General features: G+C 68.4%; 17 protein-coding genes. 10 read left to right on the top strand and 7 right to left on the bottom strand.

What is annotated here, in order from left to right; genetic code table 11:
* Positions 1–219 precede the first annotated feature (219 nt).
* The 3 genes from RL72_RS20045 (at position 220) to RL72_RS05365 (ending at position 4091) form a co-directional block, all read left to right on the top strand.
* Positions 220–789, top strand: a complete 570-nt coding sequence (locus RL72_RS20045) for an RNA polymerase sigma factor (RefSeq protein WP_045249789.1) — start codon at positions 220–222, stop codon at positions 787–789.
* A 255-nt stretch (positions 790–1044) separates the two neighbouring features.
* A complete protein-coding gene (locus tag RL72_RS05370) occupies positions 1045–2085 on the top strand; it encodes a Cys-Gln thioester bond-forming surface protein (RefSeq protein ID WP_045249788.1) in 1041 nt (346 codons plus the stop codon).
* A 221-nt stretch (positions 2086–2306) separates the two neighbouring features.
* Positions 2307–4091 carry a sigma-70 family RNA polymerase sigma factor gene (locus RL72_RS05365; RefSeq protein WP_045249787.1) on the top strand — a complete coding sequence of 595 codons (1785 nt, stop codon included), beginning with the start codon at positions 2307–2309 and terminating at the stop codon, positions 4089–4091.
* An 89-nt stretch (positions 4092–4180) separates the two neighbouring features.
* Here RL72_RS05365 and RL72_RS20385 read toward each other — a convergent pair whose 3' ends face one another.
* The 5 genes from RL72_RS20385 to RL72_RS05340 all read right to left on the bottom strand — a co-directional run bounded on the left by RL72_RS20385 (position 4181) and on the right by RL72_RS05340 (position 8882).
* Positions 4181–4777 carry a hypothetical protein gene (locus RL72_RS20385; protein WP_045249786.1) on the bottom strand — a complete coding sequence of 199 codons (597 nt, stop codon included), beginning with the start codon at positions 4775–4777 and terminating at the stop codon, positions 4181–4183.
* Complete coding sequence (locus RL72_RS05355; RefSeq protein WP_169748216.1) at positions 4774–5568, bottom strand: helix-turn-helix domain-containing protein; 795 nt, start codon at positions 5566–5568, stop codon at positions 4774–4776. The genes RL72_RS20385 and RL72_RS05355 overlap by 4 nt, the downstream gene beginning before the upstream one ends.
* 321 nt (positions 5569–5889) lie before the next feature.
* Positions 5890–7080, bottom strand: a complete 1191-nt coding sequence (locus RL72_RS05350; protein ID WP_052674208.1) for a low temperature requirement protein A — start codon at positions 7078–7080, stop codon at positions 5890–5892.
* The gene (locus tag RL72_RS05345; RefSeq protein WP_045249784.1) at positions 7077–7424 is read right to left on the bottom strand and encodes a hypothetical protein; all 348 of its coding nucleotides are present in this window, start codon (positions 7422–7424) and stop codon (positions 7077–7079) included. Before RL72_RS05345 ends, RL72_RS05350 begins: the two co-directional genes overlap by 4 nt.
* Positions 7425–7676: 252 nt before the next feature.
* Positions 7677–8882, bottom strand: coding sequence for a glycosyltransferase family 4 protein (locus RL72_RS05340; protein WP_139168338.1), 1206 nt, complete (start codon positions 8880–8882; stop codon positions 7677–7679).
* Positions 8883–9167: 285 nt separating this feature from the next.
* On the opposite strand from RL72_RS05340, the gene rplM reads away from it, so the two are divergent.
* The 7 genes from rplM to RL72_RS05305 all read left to right on the top strand — a co-directional run bounded on the left by rplM (position 9168) and on the right by RL72_RS05305 (position 15323).
* Positions 9168–9614, top strand: coding sequence for a 50S ribosomal protein L13 (gene rplM, locus RL72_RS05335; RefSeq protein WP_045249783.1), 447 nt, complete (start codon positions 9168–9170; stop codon positions 9612–9614).
* A 26-nt stretch (positions 9615–9640) separates the two neighbouring features.
* A complete protein-coding gene (gene rpsI / locus RL72_RS05330; RefSeq protein ID WP_045249782.1) occupies positions 9641–10123 on the top strand; it encodes a 30S ribosomal protein S9 in 483 nt (160 codons plus the stop codon).
* Positions 10124–10140: 17 nt separating this feature from the next.
* A complete protein-coding gene (glmM, locus tag RL72_RS05325; protein ID WP_045249781.1) occupies positions 10141–11496 on the top strand; it encodes a phosphoglucosamine mutase in 1356 nt (451 codons plus the stop codon).
* Between the two features lie 52 nt (positions 11497–11548).
* Complete coding sequence (locus tag RL72_RS05320; RefSeq protein ID WP_082072108.1) at positions 11549–12034, top strand: VanZ family protein; 486 nt, start codon at positions 11549–11551, stop codon at positions 12032–12034.
* Positions 12035–12206: 172 nt separating this feature from the next.
* Positions 12207–13667: a sugar transferase gene (locus tag RL72_RS05315; RefSeq protein WP_248700388.1), complete on the top strand. Its 1461-nt coding sequence runs from the start codon at positions 12207–12209 to the stop codon at positions 13665–13667.
* Positions 13668–14218: 551 nt separating this feature from the next.
* Positions 14219–14788 carry a glycosyltransferase gene (locus tag RL72_RS20040; RefSeq protein ID WP_169748215.1) on the top strand — a complete coding sequence of 190 codons (570 nt, stop codon included), beginning with the start codon at positions 14219–14221 and terminating at the stop codon, positions 14786–14788.
* A gap of 64 nt (positions 14789–14852) precedes the next feature.
* Positions 14853–15323, top strand: coding sequence for a VanZ family protein (locus RL72_RS05305; RefSeq protein WP_052674205.1), 471 nt, complete (start codon positions 14853–14855; stop codon positions 15321–15323).
* On the opposite strand, the gene RL72_RS05300 is transcribed toward RL72_RS05305, so the two are convergent.
* Together RL72_RS05300 and RL72_RS05295 are read right to left on the bottom strand one after the other, a co-directional pair.
* A complete protein-coding gene (locus RL72_RS05300; protein ID WP_052674204.1) occupies positions 15324–17144 on the bottom strand; it encodes a DUF4012 domain-containing protein in 1821 nt (606 codons plus the stop codon).
* Positions 17145–17150: 6 nt separating this feature from the next.
* Positions 17151–18443, bottom strand: a complete 1293-nt coding sequence (locus RL72_RS05295; protein ID WP_045249778.1) for a nucleotide sugar dehydrogenase — start codon at positions 18441–18443, stop codon at positions 17151–17153.
* Positions 18444–18465: the final 22 nt, after the last annotated feature.

Below are 18465 nucleotides of genomic sequence, written 5' to 3'. Positions count from 1 at the left end.
TCACTTTTCGGCACTTCCGCACTCCTTCGGTATGAGCCGTTTTCTGTGCTCGCGGGCAACGGCGGGCGGCACGCGACGGCACCCCGTCCGGCACACCGGGAGCAGGGGTCGGATCCGCTATCGTCGGACCGTTCAACTGCGTGCACCCGTCGTGCAGATCCACTTCCGGCCTCTTGGGGAGGAGAGCCGGATGAGCCTCATTCATTGGGGAGGATCTCGGTGGATCCACGCACCGATGCCGAGCTTCTGCGCGCTCTGCGCGCGGGAGACGTGCGGGCGTACGACGCCCTCTGGCTGCGGCATTCGAAGGCCGCCCTGCGCTATGCGCACCGGCGTCTGGCGTCACGCGCGGAAGATCTGGTCTCCGAGGCGTTCCTCGCCGTGTTCCAGCAGGTCACGACGACCGAGGCGGGCCCGCAGTTCGCGTTCCGGTCATATCTCACGTCGGTCGTGCGCAATCTCGCGATCCGGTGGCGCAAGGAGGCGGAGCAGCTCGTGCAGCTCGGCGAGGTCGAGCAGATCGACGAGCGCGATGCGCTCAGCATCGCCGAGAGGGACGGCGACGCCACCGCCGTCCTGACCGCGCTGCAGGCGCTGCCCGAGCGCTGGCAGCAGGTGCTGTGGCTCGCGGAGGTCGCGGAGGTGAGCCGGCCGGAGATCGCTCGGCAGCTCGGCATCAAGCCGAACGCCGTCTCGCAGCTGCAGCGGCGAGCCAGGGCCGGGTTGAGGATCCAGTGGCTGTCCGGCCAGATCCCGCCCGCCCTGCGGGACGAGGAGGAGCGGCACTGACTCTCTCACGGCGCGTCACTTCTCGCCCTGGTCCGCGCTCCTTATGTGGTGAGACGGCCGAGGTCCTCCCCGGCCCCGGCCGTCTCACCGGTGCAGCCCGTCGTGGCGGAGCGGTCGATGCGAAGGCGCGGCAGCTCTGACGGGACACGGACCCGGGCTGCACCGGATCCGCCGCGTCACTTTCCCTGTCGCGCGCACTCCTTCTCTCGTGGGGACGGTGGCACCCGGCCACCACTCGAATTGGGGAGTAGCAACATGGAACAGCTCGACAACGAGCACGGGCCGAAGAAGGCCCTCACGCGACGCACGATCGTCAAGGGGGCGGCATGGTCGCTGCCCGTCATCGCGGCGGCGTCGGCCGTGCCCGCGTACGCGGCCTCGAACGGCGTCGTGATCGCCCCCGGCAGCCAGCCGGCGCCCACGGGCGTCTGCACGCCCGTCGGCAGCATCGCCTTCACGATCACCAACAACGGGACGCCGGTCGCGAACCAGGCGATCATCGTGACGCTTCCGTCGGCGGCCCCCGCCGGGCAGTCGTCGTTCCACTGGGACGACAACACCACCGCACCGAAGACGTTCGTCTCGGACGCGAACGGCGTCGTGGATCTCACGAGCCACATCATCACCAGCTCGACCCCCGGGACGTACACCGTGCTCGGTCAGATCTCCCCGAACGGGGCGACGTCGAGCATCCAGGTCATGGTCTCAGGGGTCTGGATGGGAGCACTGCAGCAGGGCTACGGCGGCACGGGGATCCACGGGGTCTACAACAGCACGCCCGCCGACCCCAGCAACCCGGGAGCGCCCGACTACTTCTCGTACTGCGTCGAGCACAATGTCTCGGCGAAGTCGAACCTGGCGGCGACCGCCGGGGGCCTCGGCAGCTTCCTCGGCAGCAACTACCTCACCGGCAGCTCCGACATCTACAGCAAGGTGCTGTGGATCATCCAGAACAGCTACCCGGGCATCACGCTGAGCGCGTTCTCGGCCGCGGTCGCCGCGGATGCGGCCGCAGCGAGTCGCCCGTTCACCGCGCCGCTCAGCGCGAACGACGCGATCGAGGCGACCCAGTACGCGATCTGGCGCTACACCGACCTGACGTTCGACGCGAACTGGAACTTCCAGACTCCCAACAGCGCGGCGGCGTACTGGTACCTCATCGGTCAGATCAACGCCGGCATGCGCGGCACGCAGAGCGGCAGCACCGGCCTGATCACTTCCGAGGCCACGACGGTCTGCGGCACGCCGACGGGCGGCAGCCACGCGCAGAGCCAGATCCTGGTCGTCCCGGCCTGATCCCATCGCACGGCCGTACGACGGCGCCGTCCCGGAGTCATCCTCCGAGGCGGCGCCGCGCTCGTGCGAGCACGCGTCTATTCGCGCGCTCCGGGTCCGTCGGAGGGTATCCGACGAACTCCGATATATTCAGCAGACGTGCGCGCACCCGACGCGACACGCCGCCGACCGGCCCTCCCGGGACAGGAGGACCGGCAGACCTCGTTCCTGGGGAGGGAACAGTGGACGGTCGCACCGATGCCGAACTCCTCGCCGCACTCCGCGGCGGGGACAAGCATGCGTACGCGGCGCTCTGGGAGCGTCACGCTCCGGCGGCGCAGCGGTACGCGCTGCGCCTCTCGCCGGCGCGGGCGGACGATCTCGTCTCGGAGTCCTTCCTCGCGATCTACCAGCAGGTGACGACGACCGAAGCCGGTCCGCAGTTCGCGTTCCGGTCCTACCTGAAGGCGGTGATGCGCAACACGGCGATCCGTTGGTCCAAGGATGCCGACCAGCTCACCTTCACGGACGAGATCGACGCGGTCGACGAGCGCGATGCACTGAGCCTCGCCGAGACCGACAGCGAAGCGGGCGACGTTCTCGAGGCGTTGCAGGCGCTGCCGGAACGCTGGCAACGGGTCCTGTGGCTCGCCGAGGTCGTGGAGGCGGGGCGCCCGGAGATCGCTCGGGAGCTGAAGATCAAGCCCAATGCGGTGTCCGCTCTGCAGCGCCGGGCTCGGACGGGACTGAAGTTCCAGTGGCTGAGCCGACAGATTCCCGGTGCGCTGCGCGACGACACGAGCCATGTCGCCCGCCTCTTCCCGCAGTACCTCACGGAACCGCGCAACGCGACCCTGATCGCGGAGGTCGATCCGCATGTCGCGGAATGCGCAGAGTGCCGGGTGCTGCTGGGCAGCCTCCGTGGTGGCGCAGCACGGCTTCAGGGCGCCACGCTGGGTGTTCTTCTGGGCTCGGCGGGTATCGGTGCGGCCACGGCGTCGCTGTCATCCGCGACGACGGCGACCGCCCTTGCCGTCGTCGCCGGCACAGGCGCTGTCGCCTGGCTGATCGGCGGGGGGATAGCCGCGGTCACCGCCGGAGGTCTCATCATCGCGCCGTTCTTCACCGTCGGCCCGGCGCTGGCGGCGCCGGAGCCGACCCTGGTGCAGACGGCGCCGGTCGCACCGGAGCCCATCGTTCCCCCCGTGACCCGTGATCCGCTGGCCCCCTCGTCGCCGATCGTGCCTGTGGGCGCCCCTGGGCAGGTCGATCCCGCCGACCAAGGCATTGCCGAACGCTACACGCTCGAATACCAACCACGCCCCGACCCGGCGACGGGCGTGCCTGACCCAGGCCCCGCTCCTGGGCAGTCGACCCCCGACCCGACGGGAACGTCCACCCCGGCGCCGGGCACCCCCGGATCCTCACCCGGCGTCGTCAGCCCTGCGAGCAGCGGATACCTCGCCCCGGTGATCACCGGGAAGACGACGCCGGGCAACAAGGTCGCCGTGCAGCTCGACTCGTCGCGGTACACGCCGACGGTCGGAGCGGACGGATCCTGGACCTTCGACCCGCGCGGCCTCGAGCTCCCGGCCGGCGACTACACGTACCAGGCATGGACGTTCACCGACTCGGCCTCGTCTCCGGCGACCGAGGGCATGTTCACCATCCTGCCGATCGAGGTGCGCGGATTCGAGAACGTCACGGGCTTCGAAGACCTCACCGTGACGCAGGCCAAGACCACCGGCCTCGTCGTCGAGTTCCGCGGGCCGGCGAACGGAACCATCTACGTCTCGACCATGGAGGGCAACACCGCGTTCGTCGCGCTCGACGCCAACGGCTATGCCCAGCGCCGCATGCTCGTCGACTCGTACGGCTGGTACTGGTTCACCATGCGCTACATCGACAAGGACGGCTACTGGGGACCCCTCTGGGAGCACAACCTCGACGTCTACGACCCCGTGGCGCCATATGACCCGATGGGCCCGGACCCGGCGGATATGACCTACCGGTTCGTGGTCCCGTAGACGACGGGCACCGCCTGCCGCGAGACAGGCGTAGAAGGCCCCCGCAGCCCCTGCGCCGGTGAGTGCTGAGGCTGCGGGTGCTCACGATGTCAGGGGTGGCTGACTGCTCCGCTGACGCTCACGCCGTTGTTGATGTTGGCGGCGGCGACCGAGACGGTGCCTGCGACAGGGTTCCTCGTCGTCGGGGTGCCCGTCCAGGCACCGGAGAAGACCGCCGCGGGCAGGGAGAAGATCGTGTCGGCGCTGACCGACTGCGAGGGGCCCGCGAAGTCGATCTCCCAGGTGCCGTCCGCGTCGGTCACGACCTGCGTGACGGTCCATGTCACGCCCCCGGCCACGATCGTCTCCCCGCTGACGAACGGCTGGCCGTTCGGCTTCGTGATCGCGAAGCTCGTCCACTGGCCGGAGCCGATGTACTTCCCGGTCAGCGCACCGGTCTCCCACGGGCCGTTCTTGACGTTCGTGATCACGACACCGCCGTTGAGCGTCCCGGTCGCCGTCTTGGCATTGTCGTCCGCGGTGATCGACCCGCCGACCTGAGCGGACAGATGCGCCTGCGAGGCGGGGCCGGTCGACGCCGCGTGGGCAGGCACTGCGGCTGCGGCGGCGATGACGGGCAGGGACCATGCCGCGCCCTTGATGATCGTGCGCCGTGGTACATGTCGGGTGAAACTGCTCTGCGTCATTGTCTTCGCTCTTCCTGATGCCTTAGTTTCGGGGAGGCCGCGGATCTGGACGCCCGGTACGTGGGCGGCAACGCGGCCTCAGCCATGTAAAGCGACTCCGGCGATGACGATCGACGAAGCGAGCGATTCTGGCGATTGCGGTGTGAGATCGAGTCGTGCCGGGTATTCGCCTCGGGTTCCACGCCGCTTGCTGCGGCACGATGCTGCCGGGGTGAGGCGAGGCCCTCTGCGGCCATCGCTCGCGCAAGGCTCGACCCGTTGCTGAGGCCGACCTGCTGGGCGAGGCACGTGATGCTCATGCGAGCCGTCGACGGATCCCGCAGCAGGGCCACCGCCTTGAGCACTCTCATGCGCCGGATCTCCTGCCGGATCGTCCGGCCGAGCGCCGCGAAATCGCGTTCGAGCTGACGCAACGAGACGTTCACGTCGTCAGCGATCGCCTGGGCCGACAGCGCGTGGTCGGCGTACCGCTTCTCGATGAGGGACATCGCCCGGTCCAGCGATGAAGAGGGGGCGACCTTCTCGACCGCGCCCGAGGTGATGGCCGCATCCATCAGCGCCATCAACGCGGACTCGAAATGCGCAAGAGTACGGTCGGGAACACCGTGGCCGCTCGCGAGCAGAGCGAGCACGAAGTCGCTCGACGGTCGAGCGACAGCGGAGCTCTCGACGAGCAGCAACGACCGATGCGGAATCGGCGCTGCCGCCAGGGCCACGCTCGGAGCGTCGATCACCGCGCTCTGCGCACCGTGCGCCGCTGAGATCCTCGCCAACGACGGGCCGGTCACCACGACGCCCTGCCCGCCGCGAGCGGAGATCCGGCGCCCCTCGAGGGACACATCGACGACGCCGTCATGACTCGCGACGAACGCCACACGGCCCCGCCCGACGGCGAGAGAACGGACCGACCGGCGCGCGTGCCGATGCACGGCAACGGTCACAGAACCGACAGCGCGCATCTCCAGAGAACCGCTCAACGACGATCACCGCGTGTTTCCCGAACCGAAGTCACGTGCCGGTGCCGAGCCCCCAGATTCATCCCCACAAAGGAGAACGGGTCGGTCCGGCCGGAATAGTGACGGCAGCGGGGTGGGCCCCGCTCCGCCGCGTGGTCAGGCCCTCTGCCGCACCCGCACGACCTCGACGACCGCGGTGATCCCGATGACCAGTGCGGCTGTGAGGAGCCAGAACCAGGGCGTGACGGTGCACAGCAGCACCAGGGCGACGAGCACGAGGAAGAGCACGGACGCCCACCTCGGCAGCGTGCGGCGCAGGATCAGCGCCCAGGTCGCCGCGAAGAACGCGGCCACCGGCACGGTGAGCGTTCCGGCGAGCGCGGTGCTCTGCACGCCGTGACCTTCCTCGAGCGCCGCGAGGACGTTCTCGATGCCGACCGAGAAGGCGCCGGCGGCGGCGAAGACGACGAAGTGCCCGTAGCCGAAACCCATGGTGGCGCGGAGGCCGCCGACCAGCTCGTCGCGGGGCAGCGCGAAGTAGCACCACCACATCCCCGCGAGCACCGTCAGGGCCGTCGCCGCCACGCCGATGAAAACGAGCGCGCCGTGATGCTCGATCGCGGCGAGCATCGCGGCGGTGGATCCGACCACCGATTCGCCCAGCAGGATCAGGGTGAACGCACCGAATCGCTCGGAGACGTGGTGGGGGTGCCACGGCGTCGACCGCGCGCGCTCGGCGAAGACCGGAACGAGCAGCTCGAGCGCCACCATCGCCAGGAGGCTCGGGACCTGCAGCGCGGCCGGCACGAGCGGCTGCCGCAGGATCCAGAGCGCCTGGACGAGCGTGATCGACACCGCGTAGCGCAGAGCGGTCGCCCGGTACTCCAGGCTGGCCGACGCGACGCGGATCCACTGCGCGACCGAGCACAGACGCAGCACGACATAGCCGATGACCACCCAGGTGAAGTCGCCGTGCAGGATCCCGCCCCGCGACCCCGCGGCGATCGTGATCGCGCCGCCCATCTGGACGATGACGAGCACGCGGTAGAGCCAGTCGTCGGTGTCGAAGCTCGTGCCGAACCACGTCACGTTCATCCACGCCCACCAGATCGCGAAGAACACCATCAGATAGGCGCCGACTCCGCCGAAGAGGTCTCCGTGCGCGGTGAGCTCGTGCATCGCCCCGGACGAGATGCCGACCGCGGCGGCGAACACGAGATCGAAGAGCAGCTCGAGGTTGCTGACGCCGCGATCCCGCTCCCCCACGTCGCGCGGGCGCATCCGTACGAGACCGAAGCGCGGCGGCGTCGACGCCCGAGCTCCGCGACCTGCGGACGGCCCGCTCATGCGGCGCGGATCGTCATCGAGGAGATGACCCCGTCCACGACGAGGAACTCGAACCGGCTCGGGCCGTTCGCGAAGGACGAGCGCCAGTCGCCGGTGACGACGACGAGCTCCTGGCCCGACTCCGGTGCCGTGGCGCCCTCGTCGACGCGCGTGATCGCGAGCACTCCGCGCGCGCCGATGAGCTCGCGGCTGCTCCATGCGTCGATCTCCGCACGGCCCCGGTAGATCGACCCCCAGTCGTCCACGAAGCCGCTCGGCGAGAACGCGTCGAGGAACCCCTCCTCGTCCAGCGCGGCCAAGCGGTCCAGCGCGTTCTTCACCGTCGTGTTCTGCACCTCGGTCATCAGATTCCCTCCCCAGGGTCCGGGCGCACGGCATCACGCCCCTGCAGAGAAGGAGTCGAACGGCCGCGTTTCGTGATGTGCGGCAGGCGCGACCGTGCCGGCGCTCACGCGCACCGACCGGCCGTCCTGCGTCACTTCTACGGCGACGCGTGCTCCTTCGACAGGGGGACGCTGAGATATCCTCCCCGTCGTCAGCGTTCCCCACGGTGCGGTCCGGCCGCGCGGGATGTCAGGAATGGGGACCTGACATCCTCACTGGGGCCGTGGCACGGACCGCATCGGGTCTCTGGTGCGCACGCCCAGGGCGTCGACCAGGGCTTGCATCCGCGCAGCTCCCGCGCCCGGGGAGTACTCCGCGAACCATCGCTCGAACAGCGGCCCGCGCTTGGCGGTGGCGGATCCGGCGGTCAGCTCGGCGATCCGCTCTGCGAGCGCGATCGGGTCAGCGGCGGGAACGATCTCGCCGCGCGGGCCCACCACCTCGGGAAGGGCGCCGGCATCGCTCACGATGAGGGGCACGCGTGCGGCCATCGCCTCGGTGGCGACCAGGCCGAACGCCTCGTCCACGACTGACGGGACCACGAGCAGGTCGATGCCGTCGAAGAGGGCCGCCGTGTCGACCCATCCGGTGCGGTGCGTGAGGTGGGCGACGGGGCCGAGGGCCTCCTCCATGAGCGCGAGATCCTCCTCCGGCACCCCGACCGGCTCCCCGGCCAGCACCAGGCGGTAGCGACCCGGCATGCAGTCCTCGAGCCACTCGACGGCTTCCGCGAGCACATGCACCCCGCTGTCGAGTCCGAGCGGGCCCAGGAACCCGATCCGGATCCGCCCGTCCTCGTCCGGATGCGGATCCGCGCGCCGCATCCGGTCGGTCCAGTTCGGGAGCACGACGGCGCCGGGCACCGCCTCGAGCATCGCGCAGGAGGGCACGAGCGTGGCGACCGCGCCGCGCCGCGCGAGCCTCGCCACGAGGCCGCGCAGTCCGCTCGGACTCCGGTGCAGATGCACCAGCCGATCGCGGCGCCCGATCGTGGCGGCAGAGGGCATCAGCCCGTTGCACCAGAGCAGACCGGGCGGGCGCGTGCGGTCCCACCGCCGCAGCGCCCAGGGCCAGGTGACCGGATGGCGCGCGGGGAGCGCGATCACCGAGAGCCCCTCCCTCACGGCGGCGACGAGCACCGGAGACGGATCCGGCACGACCGCGGTCACGTCGACGCCGAGCTCGCGCAGCACGGAGGCGATGCGCAGCAGCATCACCTCGCTGCCGCCGAGGCCGGCGTGATCGGCGACGACGTAGACGCGGGGGAACCCGCCGGAGGATCCCGCCTGCCAGCCGCCGGCCGCGAGGGCATGCTCCGCGCGGCCGAAGAGTCCGGACTTCCACGCGTCCTCGACGTCGCGATCATCGATCGCGTGCAATGGTTCGACCGCGCGCAACGGCCGGGCAGCGTCGCTCACCCGTGCCTCCCCAGTGGCACTCTCAGGCGCCTCCCACAGGCGCCACGGTCTCCCACGGACCGCTAGGGGCAGACTACGTCACCCGGCATCCCGCCGGAAGGGGTACGGCAGCCCGATTCGCGGTTCGGCGCCGTGATGCCGTAAGCTTTCTCTTTGGTGTGCGATCACTGCTGGTCGCACGCACGAACGTGAGCCCTCCACTGGCGTGTTCCTCTCCCTCGGGAGGGAACCACCCCGGAGTGGGATTCACGAACCTCTCCGTTCGATCAAGAAAGCAGCACTATTGTGACGCGCACTTACACCCCCAAGGCCGGGCAGGTCCAGCGTGACTGGGTCGTCATCGACGCCACCGACGTCGTTCTCGGTCGCCTCGCCTCGCACGCCGCAGCGCTTCTGCGCGGCAAGCACAAGGCCACCTTCGCCAACCACATCGACTCGGGTGACTTCGTCATCATCGTGAACGCCGACAAGGTCGCGCTCACGGGTCAGAAGCTCCAGAAGAAGATCGCCTACCGCCACTCGGGTCACCCGGGCGGGCTCAAGGCCGTCGCCTACTCCGAGCTGCTCGAGAAGAACCCGGTCCGCGCCGTCGAGAAGGCGATCCGCGGCATGCTCCCGAAGAACAGCCTGGGCCGCCAGCAGCTGGCCAAGCTCAAGGTCTACACCGGCTCCGAGCACCCGCACGCCGCTCAGCAGCCCAAGACGTACACCCTCGACCAGGTCGCCCAGTAAGCGCCGTTACGAATAAGGACATACTCGTGGCTGACATCGACACCACCGAATTCCCGCAGAACTTCTCGACCGAGACCCCTGAGGCCGCCGCCGTCGAGACCGCTCCGCGTCCCGTTCTCAACGTCCCCGGCGCTGCCGTGGGTCGCCGCAAGCAGGCCATCGCCCGCGTGCGCCTCGTCCCGGGTGCCGGCACCATCACGGTGAACGGCCGCACGATCGAGGACTACTTCCCGAACAAGCTGCACCAGCAGCTGATCAACGACCCGTTCACGGTGCTCAACCTCGCCGGGGCCTACGACGTGATCGCCCGCATCTCCGGCGGTGGCCCCTCGGGCCAGGCCGGCGCCCTGCGCCTGGGCATCGCCCGCGCGCTGAACGAGATCGACGCCGAGAACAACCGTCCGACCCTGAAGAAGGCCGGCTTCCTCTCGCGCGACGCTCGCGTGAAGGAGCGCAAGAAGGCTGGTCTCAAGAAGGCCCGCAAGGCTCCTCAGTACTCGAAGCGCTAAACCCTACAGTCCCTTCTATGGCTCTGTTCGGTACCGACGGGGTGCGGGGGCTGGCCAACGGCCCCCTCACCGCCGATATCGCGCTCACCCTGGCCCAGGCGACTGCCGTCGTCCTGGGCCAGGGCCGTATTGCCGAGGCCCGCAAGGCCGCAGGCAAGCGCCTCACGGCCGTGGTCGCCCGCGACCCGCGCATCTCGGGACACTTCCTCAGCGCTGCCGTGGAGGCGGGGCTCGCCTCCTCCGGCGTGGACGTGCTCGACGCGGGGACGCTGCCGACGCCCGCTGCGGCGTTCCTGATCGCCGACATCGACGCCGACTTCGGCGTGATGATCTCGGCATCCCACAACCCCGCGCCCGACAACGGCATCAAGATCTTCGCCCGCGGCGGAGTGAAGCTGCCCGACGTCGTCGAGCAGCGGATCGAAGAGGCGATGGCCGGCGAGAAGCTGCGCCCGACCGGCGCTGACGTGGGACGGGTCAGCCGCTTCTCGGATGCCGAGGACCGCTACGTCATCCACCTGCTGGCGTCGCTGCCGCATCGCCTCGACGGGATCCACGTCGTGCTCGACTGTGCCCACGGCGCAGCCAGCGGCGCCTCCCCCGAGGCGTTCCGCAACGCGGGCGCCAAGGTGACCGTGATCGGTGCGGATCCTGATGGCGTCAACATCAACGACGGCGTCGGATCCACGCATCTCGACAAGCTCGCCGCCGAGGTCGTGCGCGTCGGCGCCGATGTGGGCATCGCCCACGACGGCGACGCCGATCGCTGCCTCGCGGTCGACGCCGACGGCAACATCGTCGACGGCGACCAGATCATGGCGATCCTCGCGGTCGCCATGAAGCAGCGCGGTCGGCTCGCACAGGACACGCTCGTCGCGACCGTCATGAGCAACCTCGGCCTGCACGTGGCGATGCGCGAGAACGGCATCACCGTGCGGCAGACCGCCGTGGGCGATCGCTATGTGCTCGAGGACATGAACGCCGGCGGCTACTCGCTGGGCGGCGAGCAGTCCGGCCACGTGATCATGAGCGACTTCGCCACCACGGGCGACGGCGTGCTGACCGGTCTGCACCTGGTCGCCGAGATGGCGCGCCAGAAGAAGACGCTCGCGGAGCTCGCCTCGATCATGACCGTGTACCCGCAGAAGCTCGTGAACGTCAAGGGCGTCGACCGCACCAAGACCGACGACGAGCACCTGCAGAAGGCCGTGCGCGCGGTGGAGGCCGAGCTCGGCGACACCGGCCGCGTGCTGCTGCGCCCCTCAGGCACCGAGCAGCTCGTCCGCGTGATGGTGGAGGCCGCCGACGAGGCGTCCGCCCACGAGTACGCGCACCAGCTCGCCGAGGTCGTCCGTGAGCGACTCGCCCTCTGACAACCTCTGATTGAGCGGCCGCACAGGATTCCTGTGCGGCCGCTCTGTCACAATGATCGTTCTGCCGCGCGACCATATTGGGGGTGACGACGTGAGCGGGATCCCGCCGAGCTCGGCCTCGTTCTGGCGCCGGCTGACCACGTGGGCGCTGATCTACGCCGTCGTCGTCGCGATCATCGTGTTCTCGCCCTATCCCTTCCTCTCCGCCTTCGATCCCGCGATCCGCACCCTGGGCAGAGTCATCCCGGGGCTCACGCTGGTCCGCGCCGAGTTCCTCGCGAACATCGCGATGTTCGTGCCCTTCGGCATCTTCCTCTCCGTGTTCCTCCCCCGGCGCCGGTATCTCGTGCTTCCGCTGGGATTCGTCACGACCGTCGTGATCGAAACCGTGCAAGGTCTCTTCCTGATGTCGCGCAGCGACTCGGTGCTCGACATCATCGCGAACACGGCCGGCGCCGCGATCGGACTTCTCATCGTCGAGTTCTCGGACGCCTCCCGCCGTCGTTCACGCCGGATCGCACACGCCGACGGCGCCTGACGCGCGTGCGATATTCCAGGCTCTGGATTCCTCGCTGATCGAGAGTTAGCATGTACTCGTCCACGTCTTTGGGAGGCGCGGACGCCCGCGAATCCCGGCCCTGGGAAGGCCGAGACCGCGGGGAAGCAGGATGGTCGCACCATCCACCGTTGTGGGAACGGGTACTGGGGAATTGTCTGGGAAAGTCGACTTTGTCGCGACGGCACACAACGTCGCGCTGTGGCGGCAGGCGTATGTTCGACGCCTCGCCGTCACGGATATGTTCATCGTGTTCGCCGCGGTCGCGTTCGCTCAGGTCGGAAGATTCGGCTTCGGCGACTCTCGCGTCGCCGGGTTCAGCGTCCTCGACGCAGAGGTCGAGTACTCGATCTTCTCGGTCGCGCTCGCACTCGTCTGGCTGCTCGCGCTGCGCCTGTCCGGCTCGCGCAACGCCAAGCTCGTCGGGGGCGGCACGCTCGAGTACAAACGCGTCGCCGACGCGACGATCCGGCTGTTCGGAGTGCTCGCGATCCTCGCGTTCGGCTTCCAGCTGCAGATCGCACGCGGATATGTGCTCATCGCCTTCCCGATCGGGCTGGGCATGCTGTTCTTCGGCAGGTGGCGCTGGCGGCGGTGGCTGCAGCGCCAGCGTGCCTTCGGAAGGTTCACGCACCACGCCGTGCTGCTCGGCGAGCGCGAGAAGTCTCGCCACGTCGGAGCCTCGATCCTCCGCGAGCCCGGGCTCGGCGTGGAGCTGCTCGGCGCCGTGACCGAGTTCGGCGGCACGGATCGGGATCTCCTCCCCGGCGTGCCGGTGCTGGCGGGCTTCGAGAACGCGCTCGAGGTGCTGCTGGCCAGCGGCGCCGACACGGTGGTGTACAGCGGCTCCGACCGCCTCTCCCCCGAGGCGCTGCAGGAGCTCGGCTGGGAGCTCGAGGCCGCGAAGATCGAACTGCTGGTGGCGCCGGCGCTCACGGGGATCGCCGGTCCTCGCCTGCACTCCATCCCGACCCCTGGCCTGCCTCTGATCCAGGTGGACTACCCGACGTTCGAGGGCACGAAGTACGTCGCCAAGCGCACGTTCGACATCGTGGGATCCGTGATCGCCCTGGTGGTGCTGAGCCCGATCTTCGCGGCGCTCGCCCTCCTCGTGCGCCAGGACGGCGGGCGCGCGCTGTTCCGTCAGCAGCGCATCGGCGCCGACGGCCGGCGCTTCGAGATGCTCAAGTTCCGCACCATGGTCGTCGACGCGGAGGATCGCCTGCCCGGTCTGCTCGATCAGAGCGACGGCAACGGCGTGCTGTTCAAGATGAAGAACGACCCCCGGGTGACGCCGGTGGGGCGGGCTCTGCGCCGGCACAGCCTCGACGAGCTCCCGCAGCTCATCAACGTGCTGCGCGGCAACATGTCGCTCGTGGGGCCCCGTCCGCCGCTCAACACCGAGGTCGAGCACTACGACTCCCGCATGCAGCGCCGCTTCCTGGTGCGCCCGGGCATCACCGGGCTCTGGCAGGTCAACGGCCGGTCGAACCTCTCCTGGGACGACAGCGTGCGCCTCGATCTCTTCTACGTCGAGAACTGGTCCCTCACCGGCGACCTCATCATCCTCTGGCGCACGCTTCGCGTCGTGTTCAACGGCGCCGGCGCGTACTGACGTCGGAGGCGGGCGCCATGTCGGGGTTGATCGTCACTGAGTGGATCGAACGCTCCGGTGGCGCCGAGCGGGTCCTGGACTCCATGGGCGAGATCTTTCCCGACTCGGAGATCTACTGCCTGTGGAACGACGCACCAGAGCGGTTCCCGAACGGACGCGTCGCCGAGTCCTGGCTGTCACGGACGCCGTTCCGCAAACACAAGGCTGCTTCACTGCCGCTGCTCGATGCCGTATGGCGCCGGGCGCCCGTCCGAGACGATCACGAATGGGTCCTCGCAAGTTCGTATGTCTTCGCCCATCACGTGAAGGTCCCTGATCCGTCGGTGCCGAAGTTCGTCTATGCACACACCCCCGCGCGCTACCTGTGGGATCCGGAGTCCGACGATCGGGGACGGTCCGCGCTTGTTCGTGCTGCCGCTCCCACCTTCCGCTGCATCGATCGCCGCCGGGCGCAGGAAGCCACGAGGATCGCGGCGAACAGTCGATTCGTCCGGGACAGGATCGCGCGGGCGTGGCAGCGCGACGCCACGGTGATCCACCCGCCCGTCGCCGTGGAGGCGATCGGCGAGAAGTCCGACTGGCGCGCTCATGTGCTCGATCCCGACGAGCGGCGCATTCTCGACGGACTGCCGGAGACATTCGTCATGGGGGCATCACGATTCACCCCGTACAAGGCGTTGGATCTCGTGATCGCGGCCGCTGATCGTGTCGGGCTGCCCGTCGTCATCGCGGGTCGCGGACCGGACGAGAGGCGTCTCCGCGCTCGAGCGGCGGAGGCGGGAGTCCCGGTCAGCTTCGTTATCGCGCCCTCGGATGCGCTGATGTACGCCCTGATGCAGCTCAGTGCCGTGTTCGTCTTCCCTCCTATCGAGGACTTCGGGATCGTTCCGGTCGAAGCGCAGGCGACGGGCACTCCCGTCGTCACGGGTCCGATCGGCGGACAGGTAGAGACGATTGTTCCCGGTGTCTCCGGAGTGATCGCGGCATCCACGGACCCCGCTGATCTGGCCACCGGTATCGAAGCCGCCCTGCGCCTCGCCCGGTTCGATTCGCGGATCCTGAGCGAGCGGTTCGGGCCGGAACGTTTTGCTCGTGAGCTGCAGAGGTTCGTTCAGGTCTGAGTGTTCGGCGCCGCCTGTCCTGCTGCCGCTGTGGTCCGAGGTGACCCCGTAGAGTCGGAAGGCCATGTTCGAGGAGCTTCCGAAGGATCCCGCCGCGCGCTCGCGCCCGTCTCCCGATCGCGTTGCGATGTTCGGAGCACGGTCGCTGCTGCCGTTCGTCGTGGCGGGAATCCTCCTGCTGACCTGGCTGCCGGCGGAGGACGCCGGCAAGGTGACGGGGATCGTGAACGCCGCGGCGAAGCTGCTGACCCACGCCGGCGTGCCCGTGACGATCGGTTACCCGGTGCTCGAGTTCCTTGCCAATGTCGCCCTGTTCATCCCTCTGGGCCTGTGCCTCGCCGGCGGCTGGCCCTCCCTCCACAGCGGTTGGATCGTCGCCGCGGGGATGCTGTTCAGCACGCTGATCGAGATCGTGCAGCTCGGTATCCCGTCCCGCTATGCGACGTTGTCCGACGTCGTCGCCAACACGGTGGGGACCGCGGTGGGGGCTTTCGCGGTCATCCTCATGCGCAGGCGCGCGGCCCTGCCGCGGTGATCACTGACAGGTGGGGTCGACCTTCGCCGGGGTCGCACGCGACATCGGCGTCGTCCAGATCGCGAGCGGGCCTTCGGTCTTCGCCGTCTTGAACGAGAATGCGATCGTGTGCGTGTCGGTCAGGTGGTTCACGACCTCGACTTTCACGGCGGGGCGGCCGAGATGCTCGCCCTGGCTCAACGGCGACGCAGGGTTGCCGTCGATCGTGATGCCCGTGAGCTCACTGCCGACGGGCCCGTACACCACGACGTAGCTGCTGATGTCCTCCGCAGCGAAGTACGGTCCCTTGATGTAGTTGGGCAGTTCGTTCGCCTTGTCCTGGGTGAGCGTCGATGTCAGTGTGGCGTGCCCAGACACCGCTCCCCCGTCTGCACGGCAGGCATCGATCGCCATGTCGAGGTAGTAGCTCTTCTTCGAGCCGGTGTTGTCGTTGAGATAGACGCCCACTGCGGTCTGCTCGGCGTTACTCGTCGGCATGATCCCGCTCATTCGGGAGTTGTCGATGAGCTTCGTCTGCTGGGGGTCGTCGCTCTGATACAGCAGCCGACCCTCGTCCGCTGCGCGGAACAGGGCCTGGATGAGCTTCACAGGCGACGCCTCGCCGGCGGTGACCTTGGTGAAGATCGAGTCAGCAGCCGACGCGAAGAACGCATCCTGATCCTTGCTCTGCGGATACCGGAAGTAGACCTCGTTGAGCAGCAGCGAGACGGCATTCTGCGACGTGAGCTGGTCCCCCGTGGCCAGCGTGACCGGGCCGGTGGCCTCGAGCACGTAGGACAGCGCAACGGGATCGATCGAGAGCACGCCCTGGAAGTCCGTGTGGATGTCGCTCGCCCACCAGCCATGCAGGATCTGCACGGCCGTCGGGAAGTTCGGGACCATGGTGAAGTCGGGCGAGTACCGCCCGATCTTGTCACCGAAGATGTTCACGGCCTGCGGATCCAACGGCACCACGGGCTCGGGCCTCGGCTGATGGGTGAAGTCCGAGCTGCTGACAACGGTGCCGCGGACGATCTTGCCGTTCTCGACGTGTACGGGGAGGAACTGTGCCGCGTTACCTCCGAGGCTGCGCGCTTCGGAGTTGCCCTGGAACATGAGCACGTAGTCCTTCGCGCCGTTCGCTCCGAGAGCGCTCGGAAGCACACTCAGCACCTCCTGGGCCGTCGACATCGTCGGACCGACCTTCTTCAGCTCCGTCTCGAGCTTGCTCACGCCGTCGGCGACGGGCCCTATCAGGGTGGCTCGGTCGACCTTCTTGAGTCCGGCGAGAGCCTTGTCGATGCCCGCGTCGACCGTCGTGAACGTCTTGGACAGGTTCGTGATCGCAGCGACGTTGATGGCGCCGTCCGTGAACGTGAAGTCACTCAGCCGGACGCTGGCGGCCGGCTTGACGACGTCGTTCGCGAGGCCATCCGTCACCTGTGCGACCGTGCGCACCGCGACCAGGTTCTGTCCGACGATCGGGAGCTTCTCGCCGAAGCGCCACTGCCAGTCCTTCGTCGCCGCGACGGCGGCCGCGGTCTGCTGCGATGCCGCGTCCGCACCCTTGGACGCCGCGTCAAGATCTCCCGCAAGAATCGACTTCTGTACCTGCTGCACGTCGGTCATGGCGGCCGCGAGATGGGTGCGCGCCTTCGCCGCACTGTCATAGACGTGCTTGCCGATGATCGCGCCGACGACCCCGATCACGATGAGCACGACCAGCACGCTGACGAGGATCCAGGGCCAGATCCGGCGCCGACGAGGCCGCGGGGCGTCGTGCTTCGTCTGCGCGTTGTTCTGCCGCTCGCGGTGTTCGCGTCGTGAGGAGGGCGTGCTCATGTGACGTCAGGCCGCTCCGACTACGATCCGCGGCGTCCCCGCCCACAGCGCGGGGTCTGTGGCGGCCCGTCCATCGACGAGCAATCTGATGCCCGGAAGGTGCGACGGGTCGAAAGTCCGATAGATAGCGTGATCCGTCTGCAGAACCGCGACGTCGACAGTATCTCCCAGGGTGTGGGGCACGAAGCCGAGCGCTCGCAGCTCCTCATCGGTGTAGAGCGGGTCATGCACACGCACGTCAGCTCCGCGCTCGCGCAACGCCTGCACGGTCGGGAAGACGCCGGAGAGCGCAGTTTCCTTCACCCCGCCGCGGTACGCCGCGCCGAGCACAACCGCGGTGAGACCGGTCAGCGATCCGAGGACGGACTCCGCGCGACTCACGAGGCGATCAGGCATCGAGGCATTCAGCTGGCGCGCCGTCCGCACGATGTCGGCTTCCGGGTCTGTTGCCAGATAAAGGCGTGGATAGACAGGGATGCAATGTCCTCCAACCGCGATGCCAGGACGATGGATGTGGCTGTATGGCTGGGAGTTGCAGGCTTCGATGACTTTGTAGACGTCGATTCCGTGGGATGCCGCGAACAGTCCGAACTGGTTGGCAAGCCCGATGTTCACGTCGCGATACGTAGTCTCCGCCAACTTCGCCATCTCGGAAGCTTCGGTCGTACCGAGGTCCCATACGCCGTTGGGACGTGGAAGGTCGGGGCGTTCGTCGAACTGCAGAACCGCCTCGTAGAACTCACGCGCACGGCGGTTGCCCTCTTCGGAAAGCGCGCCGATCAGCTTGGGATACTTACGCAGGTCCTCGAACACCCGGCCGGTGAGGACACGCTCCGGCGAATAGACGACGTGGAAGTCGACGCCTTCGGTGAGCCCCGAGCCCTTTTCCAGCATCGACGCGAAGCGGGTGCGCGTCGCACCCACCGGCAATGTCGTCTCGTACGAGATCAGCGTCCCCTCGCTGAGATGCGCGGCGAGCGCGATCGTCGCGGCGTCCATGTACTGAAAGTCGGGCTCCCAAGTCTCTTCGTCCACAAAGACTGGGGCGACGAGCACGACGGCCTCAGCCTCGGGAATAGCCTCGGCAAATTCGGTCGTCGCCCGAAATCGTCCGAGTGCGATGACTTCAGCGAGCTTCTCCTGCAGGTGTGCCTCGCCAGGGAACGGCTCCAGCCCCGAGTTGATCTTGTCAACGGTCCTTTGGTTGACGTCGACACCGATGACCTCGTGGCCTGATGAAGCGAACTGGACAGCGAGTGGTAGGCCGATTTTCCCCAGGGCCACGACAGCAATGCGCATGCAGCCATGCTATCTGGGCGCC

The sequence above is a fragment of the Microbacterium azadirachtae genome (assembly GCF_000956545.1).
Lineage (GTDB): Bacteria > Actinomycetota > Actinomycetes > Actinomycetales > Microbacteriaceae > Microbacterium > Microbacterium azadirachtae.
This window is presented reverse-complemented; position numbering and strand designations above follow the sequence as displayed.

What these genes read in the sequence shown, in the direction of transcription:
- RL72_RS05295 (WP_045249778.1), bottom strand. Translation starts at nt 18,443, where the DNA reads ATGCGCATTGCTGTCGTGGCCCTGGGGAAAATCGGCCTACCACTCGCT.
- RL72_RS05370 (WP_045249788.1), top strand. Translation starts at nt 1,045, where the DNA reads ATGGAACAGCTCGACAACGAGCACGGGCCGAAGAAGGCCCTCACGCGA.
- RL72_RS05350 (WP_052674208.1), bottom strand. Translation starts at nt 7,080, where the DNA reads ATGAGCGGGCCGTCCGCAGGTCGCGGAGCTCGGGCGTCGACGCCGCCG.
- glmM (WP_045249781.1), top strand. Translation starts at nt 10,141, where the DNA reads ATGGCTCTGTTCGGTACCGACGGGGTGCGGGGGCTGGCCAACGGCCCC.
- RL72_RS05300 (WP_052674204.1), bottom strand. Translation starts at nt 17,144, where the DNA reads ATGAGCACGCCCTCCTCACGACGCGAACACCGCGAGCGGCAGAACAAC.
- RL72_RS20385 (WP_045249786.1), bottom strand. Translation starts at nt 4,777, where the DNA reads ATGACGCAGAGCAGTTTCACCCGACATGTACCACGGCGCACGATCATC.
- RL72_RS05345 (WP_045249784.1), bottom strand. Translation starts at nt 7,424, where the DNA reads ATGACCGAGGTGCAGAACACGACGGTGAAGAACGCGCTGGACCGCTTG.
- RL72_RS05320 (WP_082072108.1), top strand. Translation starts at nt 11,549, where the DNA reads ATGATCGTTCTGCCGCGCGACCATATTGGGGGTGACGACGTGAGCGGG.
- RL72_RS05305 (WP_052674205.1), top strand. Translation starts at nt 14,853, where the DNA reads ATGTTCGAGGAGCTTCCGAAGGATCCCGCCGCGCGCTCGCGCCCGTCT.